Source organism: Streptomyces sp. NPDC054842 (assembly GCF_053611025.1).
In genome coordinates this window covers 20,421-43,373 of the sequence record NZ_JBSGZN010000060.1, presented here as the reverse complement: position 1 = coordinate 43,373, position 22,953 = coordinate 20,421, and the positions used below count along the sequence as shown (strand labels likewise).

The 22,953-nt window shown below is 72.5% G+C and carries 23 protein-coding genes; 4 read left to right on the top strand and 19 right to left on the bottom strand.

Features of this window, described 5'->3' with window-relative positions; translation table 11 throughout:
- Nucleotides 1–29: 29 nt before the first annotated feature.
- From der to aroH, 5 genes are all read right to left on the bottom strand, one after another.
- A complete protein-coding gene (der, locus tag ACWGIS_RS32415; RefSeq protein WP_453366066.1) occupies nt 30–1,505 on the bottom strand; it encodes a ribosome biogenesis GTPase Der in 1,476 nt (491 codons plus the stop codon).
- A gap of 103 nt (nt 1,506–1,608) precedes the next feature.
- Entirely contained in the window at nt 1,609–2,319 is a 711-nt protein-coding gene (locus tag ACWGIS_RS32410; protein WP_453366065.1) for a lysophospholipid acyltransferase family protein, read from the bottom strand.
- A complete protein-coding gene (gene cmk, locus ACWGIS_RS32405) occupies nt 2,277–2,972 on the bottom strand; it encodes a (d)CMP kinase (RefSeq protein ID WP_453366064.1) in 696 nt (231 codons plus the stop codon). The genes ACWGIS_RS32410 and cmk overlap by 43 nt, the downstream gene beginning before the upstream one ends.
- A gap of 142 nt (nt 2,973–3,114) precedes the next feature.
- Entirely contained in the window at nt 3,115–4,200 is a 1,086-nt protein-coding gene (locus ACWGIS_RS32400; protein ID WP_453366063.1) for a prephenate dehydrogenase, read from the bottom strand.
- Nucleotides 4,197–4,559: a chorismate mutase gene (gene aroH, locus ACWGIS_RS32395; protein ID WP_453366062.1), complete on the bottom strand. Its 363-nt coding sequence runs from the start codon at nt 4,557–4,559 to the stop codon at nt 4,197–4,199. Before aroH ends, ACWGIS_RS32400 begins: the two co-directional genes overlap by 4 nt.
- A 241-nt stretch (nt 4,560–4,800) precedes the next feature.
- Between aroH and ACWGIS_RS32390 the strand changes: the two genes are divergently transcribed.
- Genes ACWGIS_RS32390 through ACWGIS_RS32375 form a run of 4 tightly spaced genes read left to right on the top strand, consistent with a single transcriptional unit; the run spans nt 4,801 to nt 7,288 of the window.
- Nucleotides 4,801–5,460: a hypothetical protein gene (locus ACWGIS_RS32390; RefSeq protein ID WP_453366061.1), complete on the top strand. Its 660-nt coding sequence runs from the start codon at nt 4,801–4,803 to the stop codon at nt 5,458–5,460.
- Nucleotides 5,461–5,485: 25 nt separating this feature from the next.
- On the top strand, nt 5,486–6,070 hold the full coding sequence (locus tag ACWGIS_RS32385) for a DUF6529 family protein (protein WP_453366060.1): 585 nt from the start codon (nt 5,486–5,488) through the stop codon (nt 6,068–6,070).
- Nucleotides 6,067–6,501 carry a Rieske (2Fe-2S) protein gene (locus ACWGIS_RS32380; protein WP_453366059.1) on the top strand — a complete coding sequence of 145 codons (435 nt, stop codon included), beginning with the start codon at nt 6,067–6,069 and terminating at the stop codon, nt 6,499–6,501. Before ACWGIS_RS32385 ends, ACWGIS_RS32380 begins: the two co-directional genes overlap by 4 nt.
- Before the next feature lie 22 nt (nt 6,502–6,523).
- On the top strand, nt 6,524–7,288 hold the full coding sequence (locus tag ACWGIS_RS32375) for a nucleotidyltransferase domain-containing protein (protein ID WP_453366058.1): 765 nt from the start codon (nt 6,524–6,526) through the stop codon (nt 7,286–7,288).
- Here ACWGIS_RS32375 and ACWGIS_RS32370 read toward each other — a convergent pair.
- From ACWGIS_RS32370 to ACWGIS_RS32305, 14 genes are all read right to left on the bottom strand, one after another.
- Nucleotides 7,193–7,963: a nucleotidyltransferase domain-containing protein gene (locus ACWGIS_RS32370; protein ID WP_453366057.1), complete on the bottom strand. Its 771-nt coding sequence runs from the start codon at nt 7,961–7,963 to the stop codon at nt 7,193–7,195. The two genes, ACWGIS_RS32375 and ACWGIS_RS32370, sit on opposite strands and share 96 nt — an antisense overlap.
- A gap of 3 nt (nt 7,964–7,966) precedes the next feature.
- On the bottom strand, nt 7,967–8,989 hold the full coding sequence (locus tag ACWGIS_RS32365) for an ADP-ribosylglycohydrolase family protein (protein WP_453366056.1): 1,023 nt from the start codon (nt 8,987–8,989) through the stop codon (nt 7,967–7,969).
- The gene (locus ACWGIS_RS32360) at nt 8,986–9,744 is read right to left on the bottom strand and encodes an NUDIX hydrolase (protein WP_453366055.1); all 759 of its coding nucleotides are present in this window, start codon (nt 9,742–9,744) and stop codon (nt 8,986–8,988) included. The genes ACWGIS_RS32365 and ACWGIS_RS32360 overlap by 4 nt, the downstream gene beginning before the upstream one ends.
- A 204-nt stretch (nt 9,745–9,948) precedes the next feature.
- The gene (locus ACWGIS_RS32355) at nt 9,949–10,968 is read right to left on the bottom strand and encodes a maleylpyruvate isomerase family mycothiol-dependent enzyme (protein ID WP_453366054.1); all 1,020 of its coding nucleotides are present in this window, start codon (nt 10,966–10,968) and stop codon (nt 9,949–9,951) included.
- Nucleotides 10,965–11,096: a hypothetical protein gene (locus ACWGIS_RS32350; protein WP_453366053.1), complete on the bottom strand. Its 132-nt coding sequence runs from the start codon at nt 11,094–11,096 to the stop codon at nt 10,965–10,967. The genes ACWGIS_RS32355 and ACWGIS_RS32350 overlap by 4 nt, the downstream gene beginning before the upstream one ends.
- Nucleotides 11,097–11,570: 474 nt before the next feature.
- Nucleotides 11,571–12,716 (bottom strand): pseudouridine synthase, encoded by a 1,146-nt coding sequence (locus tag ACWGIS_RS32345; protein ID WP_453366052.1) that lies wholly within the window; start codon nt 12,714–12,716, stop codon nt 11,571–11,573.
- Complete coding sequence (scpB, locus tag ACWGIS_RS32340) at nt 12,716–13,372, bottom strand: SMC-Scp complex subunit ScpB (protein WP_453366051.1); 657 nt, start codon at nt 13,370–13,372, stop codon at nt 12,716–12,718. The genes ACWGIS_RS32345 and scpB overlap by 1 nt, the downstream gene beginning before the upstream one ends.
- Nucleotides 13,369–14,682, bottom strand: coding sequence for a segregation/condensation protein A (locus ACWGIS_RS32335; RefSeq protein WP_453366050.1), 1,314 nt, complete (start codon nt 14,680–14,682; stop codon nt 13,369–13,371). Before ACWGIS_RS32335 ends, scpB begins: the two co-directional genes overlap by 4 nt.
- 18 nt (nt 14,683–14,700) lie before the next feature.
- On the bottom strand, nt 14,701–15,273 hold the full coding sequence (locus tag ACWGIS_RS32330) for a hypothetical protein (RefSeq protein ID WP_453366049.1): 573 nt from the start codon (nt 15,271–15,273) through the stop codon (nt 14,701–14,703).
- Nucleotides 15,258–16,394 carry a ParA family protein gene (locus ACWGIS_RS32325; protein ID WP_453366048.1) on the bottom strand — a complete coding sequence of 379 codons (1,137 nt, stop codon included), beginning with the start codon at nt 16,392–16,394 and terminating at the stop codon, nt 15,258–15,260. The genes ACWGIS_RS32330 and ACWGIS_RS32325 overlap by 16 nt, the downstream gene beginning before the upstream one ends.
- A gap of 434 nt (nt 16,395–16,828) precedes the next feature.
- Nucleotides 16,829–17,944, bottom strand: coding sequence for an alanine dehydrogenase (ald, locus tag ACWGIS_RS32320; RefSeq protein ID WP_453366070.1), 1,116 nt, complete (start codon nt 17,942–17,944; stop codon nt 16,829–16,831).
- A gap of 173 nt (nt 17,945–18,117) precedes the next feature.
- Nucleotides 18,118–20,199 (bottom strand): tetratricopeptide repeat protein, encoded by a 2,082-nt coding sequence (locus tag ACWGIS_RS32315; protein ID WP_453366047.1) that lies wholly within the window; start codon nt 20,197–20,199, stop codon nt 18,118–18,120.
- Nucleotides 20,200–20,446: 247 nt separating this feature from the next.
- A complete protein-coding gene (locus tag ACWGIS_RS32310) occupies nt 20,447–21,073 on the bottom strand; it encodes an NUDIX domain-containing protein (RefSeq protein ID WP_453366046.1) in 627 nt (208 codons plus the stop codon).
- 132 nt (nt 21,074–21,205) lie between these two features.
- Nucleotides 21,206–22,873 (bottom strand): CTP synthase, encoded by a 1,668-nt coding sequence (locus ACWGIS_RS32305; RefSeq protein ID WP_453366069.1) that lies wholly within the window; start codon nt 22,871–22,873, stop codon nt 21,206–21,208.
- Nucleotides 22,874–22,953 lie beyond the last annotated feature (80 nt).

The window sequence follows — 22,953 nt, the reverse complement described above, 5'->3', positions numbered from 1 at the left end:
CCTTCGCGGAGCCGCCCCTTTCCCGTGTGTCACTTCTTCTTGTTGCCGCGCTTCTCGCGCACGCGCACCGAGATGTGGATCGGCGTGCCGTCGAAGCCGAACTCCTCGCGCAGGCGGCGCTCGATGAAGCGCCGGTAGCCGTGCTCGATGAAGCCGGAGGCGAAGAGCACGAAGCGCGGCGGCTTGGTGCCCGCCTGGGTGCCGAAGAGGATGCGCGGCTGCTTGCCGCCCCGGATCGGGTGCGGGTGGGCGGCGACCAGTTCACCGAGGAAGGCGTTCAGCCGGCCCGTGGGGACGCGGGTCTCCCAGCCGGCCAGCGCCGTCTCGATCGCCGGGACCAGCTTCTCCATGTGGCGTCCGGTGCGCGCCGAGACGTTCACCCGGGGCGCCCAGGCCACCTGGAGCAGCTCGGTCTCGATCTCCCGCTCCAGGTAGTACCGGCGCTCCTCGTCGAGGGTGTCCCACTTGTTGAACGCCAGGACGATCGCGCGGCCCGCCTCGACGGCCATCGTGACGATGCGCTGGTCCTGCACGGAGATGGTCTCGGACGCGTCGATCAGGATGACGGCGACCTCGGCCTTCTCGACGGCGGCGGCCGTGCGCAGCGAGGCGTAGTAGTCGGCGCCCTGCTGGAGGTGGACGCGCTTGCGGATGCCCGCGGTGTCGACGAACTTCCATACGACGCCGCCGAGTTCGATGAGCTCGTCGACCGGGTCGCGGGTGGTGCCCGCGATCTCGTTGACGACCACGCGGTCCTCGTTCGCCACCTTGTTCAGCAGGGACGACTTGCCGACGTTCGGGCGGCCGATGAGGGCGATGCGGCGGGGGCCGCCGACGGCGGTGCCGAAGGTCTGGGCCGGCGCCTCGGGCAGCGCCTCCAGGACGGCGTCCAGCATGTCGCCGGTGCCGCGGCCGTGCAGCGCGGAGACGGGGTGCGGCTCGCCGAGGCCGAGGGCCCACAGGTAGGAGGCGTCGGCCTCGCCGCTCTGGCCGTCGACCTTGTTGGCGCACAGCACGACGGGCTTGCCGGCCTTGCGCAGCAGACGGACGACGGCCTCGTCGGTGTCGGTGGCGCCCACCTTGGCGTCGACGACGAAGACGACCGCGTCGGCCGCCTCGATCGCGTACTCGGCCTGCGCGGCCACGGAGGCGTCGATGCCGAGGACGTCCTGCTCCCAGCCGCCGGTGTCGACGACCTTGAAGCGGCGGCCCGCCCACTCGGCCTCGTAGGTGACGCGGTCGCGGGTGACGCCGGGCTTGTCCTCGACGACGGCCTCGCGGCGGCCGATGATGCGGTTCACCAGGGTCGACTTGCCGACATTGGGGCGGCCGACGACGGCGAGGACGGGCAGCGGGCCGTGGCCCGCCGCCTCCAGGGCGCCCTCGACGTCCTCGACGTCGAAGCCCTCTTCCGCGGCGAGCTCCATGAACTCCGCGTACTCGGCATCGCCAAGCGCCCCGTGCTCGTGCTCGGCCGAGCCCTCGGGCTGGATGTGGTCGTTCATGAAGTCCGTACCTCGTCGTTCATCGTGGTGATCGGTGGAAGCTCCCGGTGCCGGGTGATCCACTACTCAAGTGTCGCCCAGCGCTCACCGGGGCGCCCGGCGTTCATTCCGTCGGGCGTCCGGTGAGACGTCTGGCGTGGTCCAGGTGTGCGCTGAGCTGCTTCTGTATGAGCAGAGTCGCCTCGTCCAGCGCCCTGCGCGTACGTCGTCCGCTGCCGTCGCCCGCCGCGAAGGGGTCGCCGAAGACGACGTCCACGCGGCTGCGCAGCGGCGGCAGCGCCTTCGTCAACCGGCTGCTGCGGCCGGAACTTCCCAGCACCGCCACCGGGACGATCGGGGCGCCGCTGCGGAGGGCGAAGTAGGCGAGCCCGGCCCGCAGCGAGGCGAAGTCGCCCTCGCCGCGGGTGCCCTCCGGGAAGATGCCGAGGACGCCGCCGTCGCCGAGGACGCCCAGGGCCTGCGTGATGGCCGTGCGGTCGGTGGTGGTGCGGTCCACCTTCACCTGCCCGATGGCGAGCAGGAAGGGGTCGAGCGGGCCGATGAACGCTTCCTTCTTGATCAGGAAGTGCGTGGGCCGGGGCGCCACGCCCATGACCATCGGTCCGTCGATGTTGTGCGAGTGGTTCACGGCCAGGATGGCGGGCCCGGTCGCGGGCACCCTCCAGGCGCCGAGGACGCGCGGCTTCCACAGGCCGTACATCAGGCCGACGCCGATGCGGCGCCCGACCTCGGCACCGCGGACGGACGGCGCCTGCGCCGAAGGGGCTCCGCTCACTTCGCGGCCCGCTTCTCCTCGACGAGGGTGACGACGCACTCGATGACCTGCTGGAGCGTGAGGTCGGAGGTGTCCACCTCGACCGCGTCGTCCGCCTTGGCGAGCGGAGAGGTCTTGCGGCTGGAGTCGGCCGCGTCCCGCTTGATCAGGGCCTCGCGGGTGGCGTCGACGTCGGCGCCCTTGAGCTCGCCGCTGCGGCGGGCGGCACGCGCCTCCGGGGAGGCGGTGAGGAAGATCTTCAGGTCGGCGTCGGGCAGCACCGTGGTGCCGATGTCACGCCCCTCGACGACGATGCCGGTGTGCGCGGCGCCCGCGATGGAGCGCTGCAGCTCGGTGATCCGGGTGCGGACCTCGGGCACCGCGCTGACCGCGCTGACCTTGGAGGTGACCTCCTGGGTGCGGATCGGGCCCGCGACGTCGGTCCCGTCGACGGTGATGGTCGGCGCGGACGGGTCGGTCCCGGAGACGATCTCGGGCTTCCCGGCCACCGCGGCGATCGCCGTCGGGTCGGTGATGTCGATGCCGTTGTTCACCATCCACCAGGTGATCGCCCGGTACTGGGCACCGGTGTCCAGGTAGCTGAGCCCCAGCTGCGCGGCGACGGCCTTGGAGGTGCTCGACTTGCCCGTGCCGGAGGGGCCGTCGATGGCGACAATCACTGCCGGGGCGGTCCGGGCGGCGCCGTTTTCCACGGTGGAGACACCTTCCTGGTGCGTGGTGGAGGTCTGTGCGGGGCACGAGCGCGCCCCGCACAAGGTTACTGGCTCCGCGGACCCCGTATTACTGGCCCGTCCCCGCGCCCGTCACCGGCCGTCCCCGCACCCCGTGCCTGCGCTACTGCCGAAGGGCCCAGCCGCGCTCGCGCAGGGCCGCGCTCAGCACCGGCGCCGCCTTGGGCTCCACCATGAGCTGGACCAGGCCGGCCTGCTGCCCGGTGGCGTGCTCGATGCGTACGTCCTCGATGTTGACCCCGGCCATCCCCGCGTCGGCGAAGATGCGGGCCAGCTGGCCGGGCTGGTCGTCGATCAGGACGGCGACGACCTCGTACGCCCGCGGGGCGGAGCCGTGCTTGCCGGGCACCCGGACCTGGCCCGCGTTGCCGCGCCGCAGGACGTTCTCGACGCCGGAGGCGCCCTCGCGGCGCTTGGACTCGTCGGAGGACTGGAGGGCTCGCAGCGCCCGGACCGTCTCGTCCAGGTCGGTGGAGACCTCGGCGAGGAGGTCGGCCACCGGACCGGGGTTCGCGGACAGGATGTCGATCCACATCCGGGGGTCGGAGGCCGCGATGCGGGTCACGTCGCGGATGCCCTGGCCGCACAGCCGTACCGCCGCCTCCTCCGCGTGCTCCAGGCGCGCGGCGACCATGCTGGAGACGAGGTGGGGCATGTGGGAGACGAGCGCCACGGCGCGGTCGTGCGCGTCGGCGTCCATGACGACCGGTACGGCGCGGCAGTGCGACACCAGCTCCAGGGCCAGGTTCAGCACCTCGGTGTCCGTGTCCCGGGTGGGCGTCAGGACCCAGGGGCGGCCCTCGAAGAGGTCACCCGTGGCGGCCAGCGGGCCCGACTTCTCGCGGCCCGACATGGGGTGCGTCCCGATGTACGGGGAGAGGTCGAGGCCCAGCGCCTCCAGCTCGCGCCGGGGGCCGCCCTTGACGCTGGCCACGTCGAGGTAGCCGCGCGCCAGGCCGCGCCGCAGGGCGTCCGCGAGGGTGGCCGCCACATGCGCGGGCGGGGCCGCGACGATCGCGAGGTCGACGGGTCCGTCCGGCGCCTCGTCCGTGCCGGCGCCGAGCGCGGCGGCCGTACGCGCCTGCTCCGGGTCGGGGTCGACGAGGTGGACGAGGACGCCGCGGGCGGTCAGCGCGAGCGCGGCCGAGGTGCCGATGAGGCCCGTTCCGACGACGAGTGCGGTCCTCACTGGGCGATGTCCTTGCGCAGCGCGCCCGCGGCACCCAGGTACACGTGGACGATGTCGGCCCGGGGCCTGTCGGACTCGATGTGCGCGAGGAGCCGTACGACCCGGGGCATCGCGCCCTCGATGTCCAGTTCCTGCGCGCAGATCAGCGGCACGTCGACGATGCCGAGCTTGCGGGCCGCGGCCGCCGGGAAGTCGCTGTGCAGGTCGGGCGTCGCGGTGAACCAGATGCTGATCAGGTCGTCCGTGGTGAGGCCGTTCCGTTCGAGGACGGCGGTGAGCAGCTCGCTGACCTGCTCGTCCATGTGGCCGGCCTCGTCCCGTTCCAGTTGGACGGCGCCCCGGACCGCTCGTACCGCCACGGTGATGCTCCTCGCTGACTTGCCTGCACGTCTTGTCGCACCAGCGTAGTCAGCCCGCGACCGGCAGGAGTGCCGCGCCCGCCTGCCGAGACGCCCGCGGCACTCCCGGGACGGCCCGCCGCGGCGCCCGGAACACCCCCGTGCGCCTCTGGACGCCGGGGCGCGTGTCCGCTCTGATGGCAGGAGGCCGGTGGCCGCGGTCCACGATCCGCGGCGAAGGCCCGACTCGGGGGAGACACACATGAGGCGCTCCGGACCCCTCCTGACCCTGCTCGCCGGACTGCTGCTCGGTGTCTTCATGCTGTCGCTGAACGCGACGACCGGCACGCAGGGCTCCTCGTACGACAGCCGCGCCACGCCCAGCGCGTCCCCCGGGGCCTCGTCCCCCGCCGCTTCCGAGACGCCCCCGCCGCCCGCCCCTTCGAGGACCGCCCCGACCAACGCCGACTACGCGGGCCGCACCGACGACGACTCCTCGGCGATCGCGGTCTCCCTGCGCGACGGCCGGGCGATCGCGTACTTCTGCGACGGCCGCGACCAGGAGTCGTGGCTGAAGGGCGACGTCGAGGACGACGGCACGATGCGCCTCACCGGCAAGCACGGCGCGAAGCTCGACGGCAGGCTGGAGGACGGCCGGCGGATCCGCGGCACCGTCGACCTGGAGGGCGGGCGGCACGGCTTCACCGCGGACAGGGCGGTCAAGCCGTCGGGGCTGTACCGCGCGACGGCGACCGTGCGCGACGCGAAGATCGACGGCGGCTGGATCGTGCTGCCCGGCGGCAAGCAGGTCGGCGTCCTCACGCGCGACGGCGAGCCCGGGGCCGCTCCCCGGATCGACCCCGCGACCGGCGCCGTGACCGTCGACGGCGAGCGGCTCACCGCCCGGCCCGTCACCCCCTGACCGCCTCTTCCGCAGGGAGCAGCCGATGACCGTCGACCCGAACGCCGCCACCCGGAGCTTCCCCCCGGCCGGCCCGGCCCGCCACGGCCCGCGTCCGGCCGCCTACCTCGTCCCGTCCCTCGTCGCCGCCGCGGTCGCGGTGGGGCTCGGGGTGTACGGCAAGGTGCACGACCCCGCGGGAACCGCCTTCAACTTGGCCGGCTTCAGCAGCACGGGAGCGGTCAAGAGCTGGCTCGCGACGGCGGCCTTCGGGTTCGCGGTCGTCCAAGTCGCCTCGGCGCTCATGGTGTACGGCAGGCTGCCCGGCCCCCGCTGGTCACCGGCGCTGCACCGGTGGTCGGGCCGGATCGCGTTCCTGCTGGCCGTGCCGGTCGCCGTGCACTGCCTCTACGCCTTCGGCTACCAGTCGTACGAGCCGCGCGTGCTGTGGCACTCGCTCCTGGGTTGCTTCTTCTTCGGGGCATTCAGTGCCAAAATGCTCCTGCTCCGCTCGGAGCGACTGCCCGGCTGGCTGCTGCCGATCGTGGGAGGACTCGTCTTCACGGTCCTCACGGTCGTCTGGCTGACGTCGGCTCTCTGGTTCTTCCGCACCTTCGGAGTGACGACATGACGAACCCCTCGGCGCGGCGCACCGTTCTCGTGACGGGCGCGGCGGCGCTGCTCGCCGGCTGCACCAAGTACGGCGACGAGGGCGGCGACAGCACGCCGGAGTCGTCCTCCGCGGAGTCCTCGAAGGGCGGGGACGCGCCCGGGGGCGAGGAGTTGGCCAGGACGACCGACATCCCGGTCGGCGGCGGCAAGATCTTCAAGGAGCAGAAGATCGTGGTCACCCAGCCGGAGGAGGGTGACTTCAAGGCGTTCTCGGCGATCTGCACCCACTCCGGCTGCACGGTCGGCAGCGTCTCCGACGGCACCATCAACTGCCCGTGCCACGGAAGCAAGTTCCGCGTGGAGGACGCCTCGGTGGCCGACGGTCCGGCCCCGCGTCCGCTGCCCGCGGAGAAGATCACGGTGACCGGAGACTCGATTCGCCGCGGCTGAGACGGCACGTACGCTCCGGGGCATGCATCCCGAGGCCCTGGTACGCGACCACACGATCTACGCCTGCGTGATGGGCTCACGCGCCTTCGGACTGGCCACGGAGGGCAGCGACACCGACCGGCGGGGCGTGTTCCTCGCGCCGACTCCGCTGTTCTGGCGGTTCGACAAGCCGCCGACCCACGTCGAGGGCCCGGCCGAGGAGCAGTTCAGCTGGGAGCTGGAGCGCTTCTGCTCCCTCGCCCTGCGCGCCAACCCGAACGTCCTGGAGTGCCTCCACTCGCCGCTGGTGGAGCACGCCGACGACACCGGCCGCGAACTGCTCGCGCTGCGCGGGGCGTTCCTCTCCCGGCAGGTCCACGAGACGTTCGCCCGGTACGCCCTCGGCCAGCACCGCAAGCTGGAGGCCGACGTCCGCCGGCACGGCGCGCCCCGCTGGAAGCACGCCATGCACCTGCTGCGGCTGCTCATGTCCTCCCGCGACCTGCTGCGCACGGGGGCACTGACGATCGACGTCGGCGACCAGCGGGAGCCGCTGCTCGCCGTGAAGCGCGGCGAGATCTCCTGGTCGCGCTTCGAGACGTGGATGTCCCGCCTGTCCGGGGAGGCCGACGAGGCGGCCGGCCGCAGCCCGCTGCCCGCCGAGCCCGACCGGGCGCGCGTCGAGGACTTCCTCGTCCGCGCCCGCCGCGCCTCAGCCCTGAGCGCCCCCGCCGGGCCCCGTCAGCCGGACGCGGACCACGAATTCGTGCAGGGCGTCGCGCGCGGCCGGGGCGTCGGGCAGCGCTGAGGACCGCTGCGCCTCGTCCAGCACCGCGTGCAGCCGCTCCACGTCCGCACGGACCCTCGCCCCGTCGACTTCCGCGGGCCCGTGCTCGCGCTCCTCCTTCGCCGCGACCAGGTCCGGCAGGTACGCGGGGGCCTCCACCTGCCCGAGGAGCGAGGGCAGATGAGCCTGCACCTCCCCACTGCGCATCAGGTGGATGCCGGTGAGCAGCACCCGGAACGTGTAGAGCAGCGGCTTGAGTTCACCGGTCCGCTCGAAGAGCCGCCACTGCGTCGTCGCGAACCCCCGGTAGTGATGGGCGTGATGAGCGGTCAGGACGCCGGGCGCGAGCGCGGCCAGTTCGCGGTGCGCGTCGGTGGTGTGCACGACCAGCGGGGAGAGCAGCTGCTCCAGCACATAGCCGTTGCGCCGCAGCATCAGCCTGACGAACTTGCGCAGGTCGTGCGTGACCAGGTCCATCTCGACGCCGTCCCGGTCCCACATCCGGGACCGGGTCTCGTCCGGCTCGCGCAGCCCCACCAGGGCCTCCACCGGCAGCAGGTGGACACCCCGGAGATCGACGTCCGAGTCGCGCGAGGGGAAGCCGTAGAGGTGCGCTCCGGAGACGGTGGCGAAGAGCACCGGGTCGGGCTGCTCGCTCACCACGGGGCCGAGATCGAATTCCAGGACGTCGGTCATCCGTCAATCGTCCCAGAGCGCTCCCAGCGACATGAGGTCGCTCTGGTACTCGATCCGGTCGGCCCATTCGCGCGGCCAGGCGTCCGAGCCGTGGTGGGCGCCCGCGAAGGCGCCCGTCAGGCAGGCGATCGAGTCGGAGTCGCCCGAGGTGCAGGCGGCCCGGCGGAGCGCGGTGACCGGCTCGTCCACGAACAGCAGGAAGCACAACAGGCCGGTGGCCAGAGCCTCTTCGGCGATCCAGCCCTCTCCGGTGGCCAGGCACGGGTCGGTCTCCGGGGAGACGGTGTGCACGGCGTACCTGACGCGGTCCAGGGCGTCCAGGCACTCGTCCCAGCCGCGCGCCATGAAGTGCTGCGGCGAGGGGTCGTGGCCGCGGGTCCACAGGTCACCGAGCCACCTCTCGTGGTAGCGGCCCCGGTTCTCGTAGGCGTAGGAGCGCAGCAGCCCGATCAGCCCGGTCGGCTCGGCTCCCTGCGCGAGCAGCCGGATCGCGTGCGCGGTGAGGTCCGAGGCGGCGAGCGCCGTCGGGTGCCCGTGCGTGAGCGCGGCCTGCAACTGGGCGGCCCCGGCGCGCTGTTCGTCGCTCAGTCCCCGGATGAGCCCGAGCGGGGCGACGCGCATGTTGGCCCCGCAGCCCTTGGAGTGGATCTGGCTGGCGTCCTGCCAGAGGCGGCGCTCCTGCTTGAGCAGGTTGCAGGCGACGAGGCAGGTCCGCCCGGGTGCGCGATTGTTGTCGGGTGACTGGTACCAGCCCACGAACTCCTCGCGCACCGGCCGCTCCAGCCGCTTGGGCCCGAGCAGCCCGCGGTCCATCGCCGTCCGCAGTCCGCGCCCCAGGGCCAGTGTCATCTGGGTGTCGTCCGTGACGATGGCGGGCCGGGGCAGGTCCATCTCGCGCCACGGGCCGCACTTGGCGAGGATCGCGGGCACGTCGTTGAACTCCGTCGGGAAGCCCATCGCGTCGCCGAGGGCGAGACCGATCAGGGATCCGGTGGCAGCGCGTTTCGCGAGTGTCGTGGTGGTCATGGGGTCCGTCCTTCCGAGGCGGGGCGCAGCAGGGGCGGGTGCAGGGCGGTGGCGCCGCCCGCGCGGTAGAGCGCGGCCGGCTTGCCCCGGCCGCCGGTCAGGCGTGCGGCGCCGGGGACCGGTTCGACGAAACCCGGCGTGGCGAGCACCTTGCGCCGGAAGTTGGGCCGGTCGAGGGCGGTGCCCCACACGGTCTCGTAGACCTGCTGCAGCTCACCGAGGGTGAACTCGGGCGGGCAGAAGGACGTGGCGAGACAGGTGTACTCGAGCTTGGCGCCGACGCGTTCGTGGGCGTCGGCGAGGATCCGGTCGTGGTCGAAGGCGAGCGGGCCGAGCGCGTTGAACCGCAGCCACTGGGCCTGGGCCGCGTCGCCGCCGCCGCGTGGCCGGGGAGGGTCGGGGAGCAGCGCGGCGAAGGCGATGGAGACGACCCGCATCCTCGGGTCGCGCCCGGGTTCGCTGTAGGTCCGCAACTGCTCCAGGTGGAGGCCCGAGATGTCCGACAGGCCGGTCTCCTCGGCGAGTTCACGCCGGGCGGCGGTCTCCGCGGACTCGTCCGGGAGCACGAACCCCCCGGGCAGGGCCCAGCAGCCCTCGTACGGCTCCTGTCCCCGTTCGACCAGCAGTACCTGGAGCGCGCCCGCGCGGACGGTGAGGACGGCCAGGTCGACGGTGACGGCGAAGGGCTCGAAGGCGTACTTGTCGTAGCCCTCGGGCGCCTTGCCGCCGGGTGCCCGGCCCTCATGCGTGCGCACGTCCGCCCCTTTATGGTCAGGATGACTAATAGTCACTCAGACTATAAAGAAGGCGGGCGGCCCCCACAAGCCCTGGGGGTGTGGGGATTTGGGCCCGCGGTGCGCCTGACGGCACCGACACCGGTGCGGGCGGGCGATCCCGGTGCGGGCGGGTGACCCGGGGCCGGCCGACGGCCCGGCGGCGGGCTCACCCGCCGCCCGTCCTCACGCGCGGGACGGCGCGAACGCCGCCGCCACACTCCGGCCGCCGCCCCCGCCGACACCCTCAGCGCCGACCCGTACCCGTCCACGAACGTGGGACAGGCTCGCCCCGAAGCCGGCCCGCAGAGCGGGCAGCGCGGTCGCGACGACCACGACGTCGAGCGAGCACAGCAGTGCGCCGAGCCCGGCCGGCGCGACGGTATAGCCACGCCGTGGGGGCGAGGTGGCGTCCCGGTCCGGACGGACGCCGGCACGGCAGCGTGGCAGCCATGACGGTTCCCTTCGTGAGATCACGGGATCACTCACGGAAGGCAGACCGGCCCGGAGTCCGGAAAGGAGTCGCCTCGACCCCCGCCGTACGGTGTTCCGCCGCGACCCCCGCCGTATGGGTGTTCCGCCGCGATCCCCGCCGTACGGTGATCCGCCGCGCGCCGTCCGCGCGGGGCCGCCGGGCAGGCCGCCGCGCCGGGCGTCCCGGCCGAGAAAGGCCAGCAGCCGCTCGTCCGGCCCCGCCCCCGCCGCGACCCCGACCGGCGCGGCGAAGCGCGGCCCCCGGTCCGCGTCCCCGACGACGCACCGCGCGAGGGGCAGCAGCGCGGCCGCCGGCGCCGCCGGAACCGGCCGCCGCCGTCCGCAGGCCCGCCCCACGTCCCAGCCGTGCGCCGTGCCCTCCACCGCGCCCACGACGGCCACCACGCCCAGCTCCAGCGCGGCGTCGGCCACCGCCACCGGGCGCGCCGACGGCACCTCCCCGGACGCGACCGCCCAGGCCCCCAGCACCGCGCACGCCCGCTCCCGGAACGCGCACACCGGGTCGGCGGCGGCCGGGGCGGGACACAGGCCCACCCGTCCTCCGCTCACCGCCTCGTGCAGGGCGTCCACCGAGTCGTCGAGGTGCCGGAGCAGCTCGCCCAGGTCCCATCCGGCACAGGGCGTCGGCCCGCCCAGGCTTCCCGGCGTCACCAGCGCGACACTGCCCAGCGCGTACGCCAGGGACCGCTCCAGCAGCTCCCCCGGGTTCACGACAGCACCCGCGGCATCCCGAAGCGCGCGAACAGGACGTCCCGCAGGATGAGCACGGCCCGCTGCCGGGCGGGCAGGTGCTGCTGCGCGGCCACCGGCGCGAGCCGCAGGGTCCCGCGCGCCGCCACGACAGCCGCCGGGTCCACGAGCGCGTCGGGCGGCGGCCGGAGCCAGTGGGCGTCCGTGGCAGGGGCCCTCAGGGGCTCCTGGGGCGTCTCTCCCGGCCCGCCGGGCCCGGAGGGCCGGGGACGGCGTACCAGCCCCTCCAGAGCCGTCAGGCACGTGAGAACGGCGATCCGGTGCGGCCGGGTGCGCAGCGACGCCCGGCCCTCGTGGCCGCCGTAGGCCCGCCAGGACCGCGGATACGTCTCAGGGACGAGGCCCTCGGCGTCGTCGGCCCGGCATCCGGTGGCAGTGCGCGAGCAGCTCCCGGCGGTACGGATCGGTCAGCCGGACGAACTCGTCGCGGTCGGACGTCGGCGCTCCCATGGCGGCACTTTCGCTCGCTCTCGGGAGTACGGACCGCCCGCGGGGCGAAAACGCGTCGGCCGGCCCCGGAGAAACTCCCGGAACCGGCCGACGCGTGCGGAGAACGGCGGACCCTAGAGGTCGACCTCCTGCATCAGCATGCCGACCTCGGTGTTCGACAGGCGGCGCAGCCAGCCGGACTTCTGGTCCCCGAGGGTGATCGGGCCGAAGGCGACGCGGACCAGCTTGTCGACCGGGAAGCCGGCCTCGGCGAGCATGCGGCGCACGATGTGCTTGCGGCCCTCGTGCAGGGTCACCTCGACCAGGTAGTTCTTGCCGGTCTGCTCCACGACCCGGAAGTGGTCCGCCTTGGCGTACCCGTCCTCCAGCTGGATGCCGTCCTTGAGCTGCTTGCCGAGGTCCCGCGGGATCGGGCCCACGATGTGCGCCAGGTAGACCTTCTTCACGCCGTACTTGGGGTGCGTGAGGCGGTGCGCCAGCTCACCGTGGTTGGTGAGCAGGATGACGCCCTCGGTCTCGGTGTCGAGACGCCCGACGTGGAACAGGCGGGTCTCCCGGTTGGTGACGTAGTCACCGAGGCACTGCCGGCCCTCCGGGTCCTCCATGCTCGACACGACGCCCGCGGGCTTGTTCAGCGCGAAGAACTGGTACGACTGCGTGGCGACCGTCAGACCGTCGACCTTGATCTCGTCGTGCTCGGGGTCCACGCGCAGCCCCTGCTCGACGACGATCTCGCCGTTGACCTCGACGCGCGACTGCTCGATGAGCTCCTCGCAGGAACGCCGGGAACCGTAGCCCGCGCGCGCGAGCACCTTCTGCAGGCGCTCGCCCTCCTGCTCGGCGCCGGGGAACGTCTTCGGCGGCTTCACGTCCGGCTTGCCGGCGTACCGCTCGCGGTTGCGCTCCTCGGCCCGCGCCTCGTACTCGCGCGAGCGCGCCGGAGCCGTACGGCCGCCGCGCTGCTGGCTCTGCTTGGGGCCGCCCTTGGCGCCGCCGCGCGCGCCGTTGCCGCGCCCGGACTTCGGGCCCTCGTGGGTGGCGCCGGGGCCTACGTCGTAGCGGCGCTCCTCGGGACGGGGCTTGCCCGCGCGCTTCGGCTTGTCGTCGCGCCCTCCCCCGCTCCTGGGCTGGGAACCGCCCCCGCCGGCCCCGCGGGGCTTGCCGCCTCCGCCGGTGCCCCGGGGGTTGCCGCCGCCACCGGTCCCCCGGGGGTTGCCGCGCCCGCTGTTCCTGCCACTGCCGCTGCCACTGCTTCGCATCAAAGTTCCGTCGTCGTCGTGTCGTCTGCGTCTGCGTCCGGTGCATCCGGATCGAACGACGGAACCCCTTCCAGCGTCTCTGCCTCGATCGCGTCCGCCTCCGGAAGGAAGGGCGCGAGCTCCGGGAGCTCGTCCAGACCGCGCAGGCCCATTCGCTCCAGGAAGTAGTTCGTCGTCCTGTACAGGATCGCACCTGTTTCGGGTTCCGCGCCCGCCTCCTCCACCAGACCGCGCTGGAGGAGGGTGCGCATCACGCCGTCGCAGTTGACTCCGCGGACCGCCGAGACCCGGGAACGGCTGACGGGCTGGCGGTACGCGACGACCGCCAGCGTCTCCAGAGCCGCCTGGGTGAGCCGCGCCTGCTGCCCGTCCAGGACGAAGCGCTCGACGGCCGCCGCGTACGCGGGCCGGGTGTAGAACCGCCAGCCGCCCGCGATGAGCCGCAGCTCGAAACCGCGGCCCTGGACGGTGTACTCGTCGGCCAGCGCCCGCAGCGCGTCCGCGATCTGCCGCCGGGGCCGCTCCAGGATCTTCGCGAGGTGCTCCTCGGTCGCGGGCTCGTCCACGACCATGAGGACGGCCTCCAGGGCGGGCCTGAGGTCGAGGTCGGAGACGGCGCCCGGCGCCGCCGGTGTCTCGCTGGTCTGCTCGCTCACGCCTTCTTCTCCTCCTTGGCGTCCTCGGGGGGCCGGTCGAACTCGTCCGTGACCCTCGGCTGCTCCTCGCCGTCCCCGCCGGTCCAGCGCACGAGCAGTTCCCCGAGCGCCTCCTCCTGGTCGAGCGCCACGGCCTTCTCGCGGTACAGCTCCAGCAGGGCGAGGAAGCGGGCGACGACGGTCAGGGTGTCGTCGGTGTCCTCGACGAGGACGCGGAAACTGACCTCGCCGCGCTCCCGCAGCCGCGCCACCACGATCCCGGCCTGCTCACGCACGCTGACCAGCGGCGCGTGGATGTGGTCGACGTACACCTGCGGCTTGGGCTTCGGCTGCATCGCCTTCACGGCGAGCCTGGCGAATCCTTCCGCCCCGATGCTGATGACCACCTCGGGGAGCAGCTCGGCGTGGTGCGCTTCCAGGCCGACGGTACGGGGGTAGCGGCGGCCCTCCTCCAGGAGGCGGGCGTTGAAGATGTCGGCGATCTGCTTGTAGGCGCGGTACTGGAGCAGCCGCGCGAACAGCAGGTCCCGCGCCTCCAGGAGCGCCAGGTCCGCCTCGTCCTCGACCTCGGCGGTGGGCAGCAGCCGGGCGGCCTTGAGGTCGAGCAGGGTGGCGGCGACGACGAGGAACTCGGTCGTCTGGTCGAGGTCCCAGTCCGGGCCCATCGCCCGGATGTGCGCCATGAACTCGTCGGTCACACGGGACAGCGCCACTTCCGTGACGTCCATCTTGTGCCGGGAGATCAGCTGGAGCAGCAGGTCGAAGGGGCCCTCGAAGTTCGCGAGCCGCACCGTGAAGACCCCGTCACCGGCCTCGGCTCCGGCCGCGGGCCCTGGCTCGGCTCCGGCGACGGACCCGGACTCCGGGAGGATCTCGGGTGCGGGCTCAGGGAGGGTTTCGGGCTGGGATTTTGGGAGTGACTCGGACCCGGATTCCGTGAATTCCGCTGGCCCGGACTCCGTGAGGATTCCGGGCCTGGACTCCGCGAGCGCTTCGGGTGCCCGCTCCGGAGGGGCTTCGGGTGCGACCGGGGCCTCGGCGTCCGCGCGGGCGGCCGGGGCCCGTTCCGCTGCGGGCGGAGGTCCGGGCTGCTCCGGGGCGGGGGGCGCGGCCTCGACCGGAGGCTCAGGTGCCGCCGTGGAGGGCGCCGGCCCGACGGGCGGTGCGGGTTCCACGACCGGCGACCCGGACCCGTTCCCGGGCTCCGCCCCCGTCCGGGGCGGCGCCGGCACGGCCCCGGGACCGCGTCCGAGCGCGCGCCGTCGTCCGGCGGGGCCGCCGGCGGAGGCGGGGGCGTCGTTCGAGGTCATAGCCCTCGCAGGCTACCGCTACCGCCCGCGAAGTCGTCGTACGAGGATGCTCGCGTCCCCGCGGGACTCGAGATCGGCCAGCACCACCGCGACCGCCTCACGGACGATCCGGCCGCGGTCGACCGCGAGCCCGTGCTCACCCCGGAGCACCAGGCGGGCGTGTTCGAGGTCCATGAGTTCCTCGGCGGACACGTACACCGTGATCTTCTCGTCGTGCCGCTCACGGCCGCTGGGCCGCCGGTTCGCGGCGCGGCCGCGCTTGCGGGACGACTGGCTCCCGGCAGAACCTTCCTGCGCCGTCTGGCGCCGCCCGGAGCCGGGGCGCTCGCCACCAGAGCCCCGGCTGCGGGACTCCCCGGAGTCGGACTCGGCGTCGGCCGCCACATGCTCGTCGCCCTCGCCGTCGCCGCCCTGCGCGGGCACCGACTGCGGCGCGTCGTCCGCGGCGGCCGCCGCGTCGCTCTCGCCCGCCGGGGCCGGAACCCTGGCCTCGCCGTTGGTCCGGCGCGAGGGCGAGGACGCCTGGAGCGCCATTCCCCCGGTCGTACGGAACAGTTCGTCGGCCCCCGGCAGACTCACTCGGCGTGACACCGGGCGAGCACCTCCCTGGCGAGCTGGCGGTAGGCGGCGGCGCCGACGGAGTTGGAGGCGTACGTGGTGATCGGCTCACCGGCGACCGTGGTCTCCGGGAAGCGGACCGTGCGCCCGATGACCGTGTGGTACACGTGGTCGTCGAAGGCCTCGACGACCCGGGCGAGCACCTCGCGGCTGTGCACCGTGCGCGAGTCGTACATCGTGGCGAGGATGCCGTCGAGCTCCAGCTCGGGGTTGAGCCGCTCCTGGACCTTCTCGATGGTCTCGGTGAGCAGCGCGACCCCGCGCAGCGCGAAGAACTCGCACTCGAGCGGCACGATCACCTTGTGGGCCGCCGTCAGGGCGTTCACGGTGAGCAGGCCGAGCGAGGGCTGGCAGTCGATCACGATGTAGTCGTAGTCGGCCATCAGCGGCTTGAGCGCGCGCTGGAGCGTGGACTCGCGCGCGACCTCGGACACCAGCTGCACCTCGGCGGCGGACAGGTCGATGTTGCTGGGCAGCAGGTCCATGTTCGGGACCGCCGTCTTCAGGAGCACCTCGTCGGCCGCCATGCCCCGCTCCATGAGCAGGTTGTAGACGGTGAGGTCGAGCTCCATCGGGTTGACGCCGAGGCCGACCGAGAGCGCGCCCTGCGGGTCGAAGTCGACGAGCAGGACCCGGCGTCCGTACTCCGCGAGCGCGGCACCCAGGTTGATGGTCGACGTCGTCTTGCCGACGCCGCCCTTCTGGTTGCACATCGCGATGATCTTCGCGGGCCCGTGGTCGGTCAGCGGCCCCGGGATCGGGAAGTACGGGAGCGGGCGCCCGGTCGGGCCGATGCGCTCACGGCGCTGGCGGGCCGCGTCGGGCGCGAGCGTGGCCGCGTACTCGGGATCCGGCTCGTACTCGGCGTCGGGGTCGTAGAAGTGCCCCTCGGGCAGTTCGTCGTAGTCGGCGAAGTGGGTGTGGTTCTCGCCACTTCCGTTGCCGGCCATGGCGTTCACGTGATGGCCATCCATGCTCTGGTGTGCTGGCTGGGTCAGCCCTGTTCTGGAGGGACTCTGGTGGGCTGCGAAGGTGCGGACAGCGACGGAGCCGACAGCCTCGAGCCCCGTAGGGCCCTGGCCCCGCGTCGGCATTCCTGGTTGACCACCCCCGGGAGTAAATGTCGACTCATTCACAAGTCGTCTTACCTCCTTGGTGACCAGGAAACTTCTAGATAGGTCAGCGTGACACCATGCCGACGATTGGCGACTCTATGGCGTGTCACCGCTCCGCAGCAACACAATCCGCCGGACCCGACCCGATGTGTCGGCGACCGAACATCCCTCTGTCAAGGGCGTAAGGCCGTCGCACAGCAGGTTTCACCGGTGTACGAATCGGTTGAAGGGTTACGTTCGCGGCGAGTTGAACGAGTGTCGCAAAGTGACCCGACACACATCCGGCCGGACCTTGTCTCGCAAGGTCCGGCCGGGTGTGCGGTGTTGACGACCTCTGTTGACGTATCGCCTTTTGCCGACGGGCAATCGGTCGGTGATCAGCCGAAAAGTCGACTAGTGGAGCCGGCGACCTGTCAGCCGAGCAGCGCGTCCAGCTCGACGTGCTCCAGGCCGTGCGCTTCGGCGACCTCGCGGTAAACGACCTTGCCGTCATGGGTGTTGAGACCCTTGGCGAGCGCGGCGTCGCGGCGCAGCGCCTCCACCCAGCCGCGGTTCGCCAGCTCGACGATGTACGGCAGCGTGGCGTTGGTCAGCGCGTAGGTCGACGTGTTGGGCACCGCGCCGGGCATGTTGGCGACGCAGTAGAAGACCGAGTTGTGCACCGGGAAGGTCGGCTCGGCGTGCGTGGTCGGACGCGAGTCCTCGAAGCAGCCGCCCTGGTCGATCGCGATGTCGACAAGGACACTTCCGGGCTTCATCCGGGAGACCAGCTCGTTGGTGACCAGCTTCGGGGCCTTGGCGCCCGGGATGAGCACCGCGCCGATGACGAGGTCGGCCTCCAGGACGGCCTTCTCCAGCTCGAAGGAGTTGGACATGATCGCCCGCACCTTGGTGCCGAAGACCTTGTCGGCCTCGCGGAGCTTGTTGATGTCGCGGTCGAGCAGCGTGACGTGGAAGCCCATGCCGACGGCGATCTGGGTGGCGTTCCAGCCGGAGACCCCGCCGCCGATGACGACGGCCTTCGCGGGCTGGGTGCCGGGGACGCCGCCCGGGAGCACGCCGCGGCCGCCGGCCGAGCGCATCAGGTGGTAGGCGCCGACCTGCGGGGCCAGACGGCCCGCGACCTCGGACATCGGGGCGAGCAGCGGCAGGGCGCGGCTCGGGAGCTCGACGGTCTCGTAGGCGATCGCGGTGGTGCCGGACTCGATGAGCGCGTCCGTGCACTCCTTGGAGGCGGCCAGGTGCAGGTAGGTGAAGAGCGTCTGGTCCTTGCGGAGGCGGTGGTACTCCTCGGCGATGGGCTCCTTGACCTTCAGCAGCAGGTCGGCGGTGGCCCACACCTCGTCGGCGGTGGGGAGGATGGCGGCGCCCGCGGCGACGTACTCCTCGTCCGGGATCGACGAGCCGACACCGGCGCCCTGCTCGATGACGACCTGGTGGCCGTTGCGCACCAGCTCGTGCACGCCGGCGGGGGTGATGGCCACCCGGAACTCGTTGTTCTTGACCTCGCGGGGGATGCCGACCTTCACGTCGATCACGGTCCTTGGCTCAGAGGGTTCTGGGGCTGCGCATGCCAGGGCGATGCACATGAGGGCAATGCCCGTCATACCCGGCGTAACGGGGGCACACCGGGAGACACCACGAAACAACGCGGCGGAGCCAGTCTAATGAAGGGATTCTCTCTGTCTAGCCTTTCAAAGCATCAATCTTCGCTGGATGCACTACGGATTTCGCAGGTGTCAGAGCCTTGTTTCATGCCGGAGGCCTCCTCCGGCAGCTCATCTCCCAGCATGCGCTCGGCCTGACTGCGGTGCAGCCCGGCGGCGACGGGGTCGCCGAGCCGGTCGAGGGTGTCCGCCAGCCGCAGCTGGAGAGCGGCCTGCAACCGCACGTCCTCGGCCCGGCGGGCCCACTCCACCGCCTCGTGGCAGGTGTACAGCGACTCCTCCGGCCGCCCGGCGTACTCCTGGACCCGGGCCAGCTCGCTCAACGCCCTTGCCTGCGCGGCGACATCACCGTTCCTGCGGTGACCGGTGACGGCCGAGCGCCAGTTGCGCAGCGCCTCCCCGTAGCGGCCCGCGTAGGTGTGCACGGTGGCGATGCGGCCGTGGAGCCGGGCGGCGTCCACCCGCTCGTCGCGGGCCAGTCGCTGCGCCAGCGCCCTGCCGTACCAGTCGGCGGCCCGCTCGTAGTCCCCGAGCTCCTGGTGGGCACCGCCTACGGATTCCATCGCGCGCCCGGTCGCATACGGGTCGTCCGCCTCGCGTCCGGCGTCCAGCGCGGCCCGGTAACGGACGAGCGCCTCCGCCGTGCGGCCGGTCTGCGCGTCGAGGTCGGCCAGGTTCAGCAGGGCCGCGGCCTTCTCCCGGGGCAGGTCACGCCGCTCGGCGACGTCCAGCACGAGCCGGTGGATGCCGTACAGGTCGGGTGCCGCCGCCTGCGTACCGATGTGGGCGACCATGGCCCGGACCAGGGCCGCCATCAGCCGGCGGGCCAGCGTGTCCAGCTCGCCGTCGGCCACCGCGGCGCGGGCGGAGGCGAGCAGGGCGGGCCGCCGGATGCGCAGCCAGTCGGCGGCGGCCCGGGGGTGCGGGAAGCGCAGCGAGCGGGGCATGCCGGCGAGCTTCTCGCGGGCCGGCGAGCTGTCCGTCTCGGTGATCGCGCGGCAGGAAACCAGCAGCCGGACGGTCCGCTCAAGCATCCGGGCGCGGGCCAGCTGGAGCTCGGAGGGCCGGTCCTGGGTCTCGGTGAGGGCGCGCAGCAGGGGCAGCAGGCAGCCGGGCACCTCGAACTGCGGCAGGGGCGAGTCCACCGGCCGCAGCAGGCCGAGCCCGGCGAAGTCGTCCAGGGTGGTGCGGGCCGCGTGGATCGAGCAGCCCGCCAATGCGGACGCGGTGTGCGGGTCGACCATGCCGGCGGGAGCCAGGGAGAGCAGTCGCAGTATCCGGGCGGCGGCACTGGGCAGTGAGGCGTACACGAGCCGGAAGACGCGGGTCAGCGGCGGGCCCTCCTCCCCCTCGGTGCGCAGGTGCTTGGCAAGGTCCGCGACGGCGGCCTGCGGCCGGGCGGCGAGCCAGCCGCCCGCCAGCACCAGGGCGGCGGGCTGGCCCGCGCACTCCTCGACCAGCTCCTCCGCGGCGCGCGGGTCGACGGTGATGCGCACCGAGCCGGTGTGCCGGGCGAGCAGGTCCAGGGCGGACTTGGTGTCCAGGCCGCCCAGCGTGCAGGGGCGGACGTCGGCGATGCCGGTCAGGGGGCCCTGGGAGACGGCGACGACCAGGCAGTCGGGGCTGTCCGGGAGCAGCGAGTCGACCTGTCCGGCGGTCGCCGCGTCGTCCAGCAGGAGTACGGCGCGGCGGTCGGCGAGGGCGCCGCGCAGCGCCTCGGTGAGGTCGTCCTCGGCGGCGCCGGGCGGGGTGGCCACGTCCAGGGCCGTGAGCAGTTCCCGCGCCGTGCGCTCGGTGGGGACGGCGGTGCCGTCGGGCTCGGTGAGCCGGGCGCGCAGCACGCCGTCGGGGTAGTCCCCCGCCACCTGTCCGACGAGTTCCTCGGCGAGCGCCGTACGGCCGAATCCGGGCCGGCCGGCGATGAGCAGCACCCGGGCGCGGGGGGCCTTGCGGCCGGAGAGGGTGTCGAGTCCGGCCCGTTCGATGTCGGCCCGCAGCTCCTTCAACTCGCGTGACCGGCCCAGGAACCGACCCGCCGCAGGAGCGGACTCGGCAGCCGCCGGCTGCTCCTGTGCCGACACGTCCGTGCCGTCGGTGTCCACCGCCTGATCCGTCACGGGCCACACTCCCGTCCCACTGCGCGCGCAAACCCGCCGGGACTCCGGACGGGGCGTTTTCCGAGCCTAGGGCCCTTTCCAGGGCCCTGCCGACGGATCTCCGCGGCCTCACAAGGACCCGACACGAGGACCCTAGTTCACGCTCTGCGACGAACCGGGTGGAGCACGGCGGCAGGGTCCCTCGATCGGATCAGCCGATCGTCACACCGGACGCTCGGGACGCTCGAGTGCGGACGCGCGCGACAGCTCAGGACTCGAACGGACGGGCGGGCCAAGGGGCCTCCGCCGGGCGCAGCGCGTCGAGCCCGTCGCCGTTCCTCGCGGCGACCAGGGAGAGGACGCCGACGACGAGGCAGTTGTTGTGCAGTTCCCCGGCGAGCACCCCGCGGACGAGCTCGTCGACGGACAGGCGCGCCAGCTCCATGTCGGCCTCCTCCTCCGCGACCTCGAAACGCACGCCCTCGGCCTCGGACAGATCGCGGGCGAGGAAGATCCGCACCGCCTCGTCGCAGCCGCCGGGTGTCGTGTAGACGTCCGTCAGCACGCGCCAGTCCTCGGCCTTGACGTGCGCCTCCTCGTACAGCTCGCGCTGGGCCGCGTGCAGCGGGTTCTCACCGGGGATGTCGAGCAGTCCGGCCGGGATCTCCCAGAGCTTGTGGCGCACGGGGTGGCGGTACTGGCGGATGACCAGCACGCGGTCCTGGTCGTCGAGGGCGAGGACGGCCACGGAGCCCGGGTGCACCTGGTAGTCGCGGCGGACGACCGATCCGTCGGGCATGACCACGTCGTCCGTGCGGACGGAGGTCTTGTTCCCGACGAAGGGGGTCTCGCTCGCGCGGACCTCCCACTCCTCGGCGGTGTCCTTGATCGTCATGCCCTGTGTCCTCCCACACGTCCGTGAAGACGCCGGTCACGGCCGACGGGAATCGGCCACGGTGCACCGGCGACAGAAACCGGGGCACGCGCCTCGAAAGACGCGTACCCCGGCAACCGTACAACCCTCGTGTCACTTACCCGTCTTGCGCTCCACGGCCGCCTTCACCAGGCCCGCGAAGAGCGGGTGCGGCCGGGTCGGGCGCGAGCGCAGCTCGGGGTGCGCCTGCGTCGCCACCAGGTAGGGGTGCACCTCACGGGGGTACTCGACGTACTCCACGAGCTTGCCGTCCGGGGAGGTGCCGGAGAACTGGAGGCCCGCCTTCTTCTCCAGCTCGGCGCGGTAGGCGTTGTTCACCTCGTAGCGGTGACGGTGGCGCTCCTCGACGTACTCCTTGTCGTCGTACACCTCGCGCACGATCGAGCCCTCGGCCAGCTTGGCCGGATACATGCCCAGCCGCATCGTGCCGCCCATGTCGCCCTCGCCGGCCACGATGTCCAGCTGCTCGGCCATCGTGGAGATGACCGGGTGGCCGGTGGCGGAGTCGAACTCGGTGGAGTTGGCGTCGGGGATGTCGGCCAGGTTCCGCGCGGCCTCGATCACGATGCACTGCAGGCCCAGGCACAGGCCGAGCAGCGGGATCCTGTTCTCACGGGCGTACTGGATGGCGCCGACCTTGCCGGAGACGCCGCGGTCGCCGAAGCCGCCGGGGATGCAGATCGCGTCCACGTCGCCGAGTTGCTTGGCGGCGCCCGCCGGGGTCTTGCAGTCGTCCGAGGTGACCCACTTGATCTTGACGCGGGCCTTGTTGGCGAAACCGCCCGCGCGCAGCGCCTCGGTGACCGAGAGGTAGGCGTCGGGCAGGTCGATGTACTTGCCGACCAGCGCGAGGTTGATCTCGTGCAGCGGGTTGTGGACCCGGTCGAGCAGGTCGTCCCAGGTCGTCCAGTCCACGTCGCGGAACGGCAGGTCCAGCTTGCGGACGACGTAGGCGTCCAGGCCCTCGGTGTGCAGCACCTTCGGGATGTCGTAGATCGACTTGGCGTCGATCGCCGCCACCACGGCGGCCTCGTCGACGTCGCACATCAGCGAGATCTTGCGCTTGATGGCGGTCGGCACGTCCCGGTCGGCGCGCAGCACGATGGCGTCCGGCTGGATACCGATGTTGCGCAGCGCCGCGACCGAGTGCTGCGTCGGCTTCGTCTTCAGCTCACCGGACGGGCCGATGTAGGGAAGGAGGGAGATGTGCACCACGAACACGTTGTCGCGGCCGACCTCGTGACGGACCTGGCGGACCGTCTCCAGGAACGGCAGCGACTCGATGTCGCCGACCGTGCCGCCGACCTCCGTGATGACGACGTCGACGTCGTCGGTGGCCATCCGGCGGATGCGGTGCTTGATCTCGTTGGTGATGTGCGGGATGACCTGCACGGTGTCGCCCAGGTACTCGCCGCGCCGCTCCTTGGCGATGACCGTCGAGTACACCTGCCCGGTGGTGACGTTGGCGCTGCCGTCGAGGTCGACGTCGAGGAAGCGCTCGTAGTGCCCGATGTCCAGGTCGGTCTCGGCGCCGTCGTTGGTGACGAACACCTCACCGTGCTGGAAGGGGTTCATCGTGCCCGGGTCGACGTTCAGGTACGGGTCGAGCTTCTGCATCGTGACCCGCAGACCCCGCGCCTTGAGCAGCGCGCCCAGGCTGGAGGCCGTCAGTCCCTTGCCGAGGGAGGAGGCGACACCCCCGGTGACGAAGATGTGCTTGGTCGTCGTGGCGTTGCTGTTTCGAAAAGCAGCGGGCGGCATGGCCAAGAGGGGGCTCCCGTGGTCGCGGTCTGGGGTGCGTACCGGCGGTCCGACCCGGAAGTACCGGATTTACGGGGGCG

Coding starts and splice junctions, on each gene's coding strand:
- der (WP_453366066.1), bottom strand. CDS start 1,505: ATGAACGACCACATCCAGCCCGAGGGCTCGGCCGAGCACGAGCACGGG.
- ACWGIS_RS32390 (WP_453366061.1), top strand. CDS start 4,801: ATGAGGCGCTCCGGACCCCTCCTGACCCTGCTCGCCGGACTGCTGCTC.
- ACWGIS_RS32385 (WP_453366060.1), top strand. CDS start 5,486: ATGACCGTCGACCCGAACGCCGCCACCCGGAGCTTCCCCCCGGCCGGC.
- ACWGIS_RS32380 (WP_453366059.1), top strand. CDS start 6,067: ATGACGAACCCCTCGGCGCGGCGCACCGTTCTCGTGACGGGCGCGGCG.
- ACWGIS_RS32375 (WP_453366058.1), top strand. CDS start 6,524: ATGCATCCCGAGGCCCTGGTACGCGACCACACGATCTACGCCTGCGTG.
- ACWGIS_RS32370 (WP_453366057.1), bottom strand. CDS start 7,963: ATGACCGACGTCCTGGAATTCGATCTCGGCCCCGTGGTGAGCGAGCAG.
- ACWGIS_RS32365 (WP_453366056.1), bottom strand. CDS start 8,989: ATGACCACCACGACACTCGCGAAACGCGCTGCCACCGGATCCCTGATC.
- ACWGIS_RS32345 (WP_453366052.1), bottom strand. CDS start 12,716: ATGCGAAGCAGTGGCAGCGGCAGTGGCAGGAACAGCGGGCGCGGCAAC.
- ACWGIS_RS32335 (WP_453366050.1), bottom strand. CDS start 14,682: ATGACCTCGAACGACGCCCCCGCCTCCGCCGGCGGCCCCGCCGGACGA.
- ACWGIS_RS32325 (WP_453366048.1), bottom strand. CDS start 16,394: ATGCCGACGCGGGGCCAGGGCCCTACGGGGCTCGAGGCTGTCGGCTCC.
- ACWGIS_RS32310 (WP_453366046.1), bottom strand. CDS start 21,073: ATGACGATCAAGGACACCGCCGAGGAGTGGGAGGTCCGCGCGAGCGAG.
- ACWGIS_RS32305 (WP_453366069.1), bottom strand. CDS start 22,873: ATGCCGCCCGCTGCTTTTCGAAACAGCAACGCCACGACGACCAAGCAC.